This is a genomic window from Streptomyces dysideae, assembly GCF_001514305.1.
GTDB classification, from domain to species: domain Bacteria; phylum Actinomycetota; class Actinomycetes; order Streptomycetales; family Streptomycetaceae; genus Streptomyces; species Streptomyces dysideae.
Genome location: NZ_KQ949197.1, coordinates 1 through 1,234 on the forward strand (window position 1 = coordinate 1; position 1,234 = coordinate 1,234).

Below are 1,234 nucleotides of genomic sequence, written 5' to 3' on the forward strand. Positions count from 1 at the left end.
GCCGCAGTCGGGTTCGCAGAAACCGGCGATCATCATCAGCGTCGTCGTCTTGCCCGACCCCGAGGAGCCGAGGAAAGTAACGAACTCCCCCGCGGCGATCTCCATGGACGCCTCGTCGACGGCGACGATGTCGCCGTAGGTCTTGCGCAGAGCCACCACCGACAGCGACTTGCCGGTCGCGGTGGCCGGCTTGTCGCCGGCCACCTTGACAGACGGTGCGGCGACACCGAATTCAGCCACGAGCCCACTCCAGCCAGCGCTTGGTGACGGCCGATTCGTTCTTCAGCCACCAGTCGACATCCGCGTCGAAACCCTTGTCGTAGTACTTGGGCGCACCCGCGGACGCGTTGCGCTCGTCCTCGGTGAGCTTCTCGTAGGCCAGCGGGGAGGACGGGTTCGACGGGAAGAACTTGACCAGGCCGGCCTGGCTCTCGGCACGCAGCGAGAAGTCCATCAGCTGGTAGGCGGCGTCCATGTTGGCCGCGCCCTTGGCGATCGCGTAGCCCGAGAACTGGCGGCGCATGCCGTTGAGCTGCCGCTCCACCGGAACGCCCTGCTTCTGCAGATCGGCGAGCCGGCCATCCCAGGCAGTGGACATCGTCACCTCCTGGCGGCTCAGCAGCACACCGGGCAGCGGGCCGCTGTCCCAGAACTTCTTGACGTCACCCAGCAGCCGGGTCAGCACCTTGAAGGCACGGTCCATATCCAGCGGATACAGCTTGTCCATCGGGACACCGTCGGCCAGCAGCGCGAACTCCAGCTCCGGCAGGTCACCGTCCGGATGGACCATCGCGCGGGCACCCTGGAACGCCTTGGTGTCCCAGAAGTCCGCCCACGACTCCGGCTTCTTGCCCCCGAAGGCATCCGTGCGGTACGCGATGCACTGACCGTAGAAAGCGTGGCCGACCGCATACTCGGTGACCTGCTCCTGCGGGATCTTCGCGCTCTTCACGCTCTTGACCCGGTCCAGGTCCAGCGCCTCCAGCGCGTCCTGCTCGACGTACTTGGTATGCGACATCATCGAGTTGTTGATGAGGTCGCACTGCGGGCGGCCCTGCTTGATCTGCGCCAGCAGCGGAGCGTCGTCCAGGTTCAGCACCTTCACCTGGATGCCGGTCTCCTGCGTGAACGGCGTGTAGATCGCCTTCTGCAGAGCCGCACCGTAGGAACCGCCACTGTCGCGGACGACCACCGTCTTCCCGCCCATGCCGCCACTGCCGCCGGCCGTCCGGCT

2 protein-coding genes are annotated in these 1,234 nt (G+C 66.3%); both read right to left on the reverse strand.

Annotated elements, in window-relative coordinates; genetic code table 11:
- A partial coding sequence (locus AQJ91_RS48355; protein ID WP_159054852.1) for an ATP-binding cassette domain-containing protein occupies positions 1–240 on the reverse strand: 240 nt, incomplete at its 3' end.
- Positions 233–1,234, reverse strand: a 1,002-nt coding sequence (locus AQJ91_RS48360; protein WP_234383491.1) for an ABC transporter substrate-binding protein, incomplete at its 5' end; no start/stop codon positions are given. The genes AQJ91_RS48360 and AQJ91_RS48355, both read right to left, overlap by 8 nt.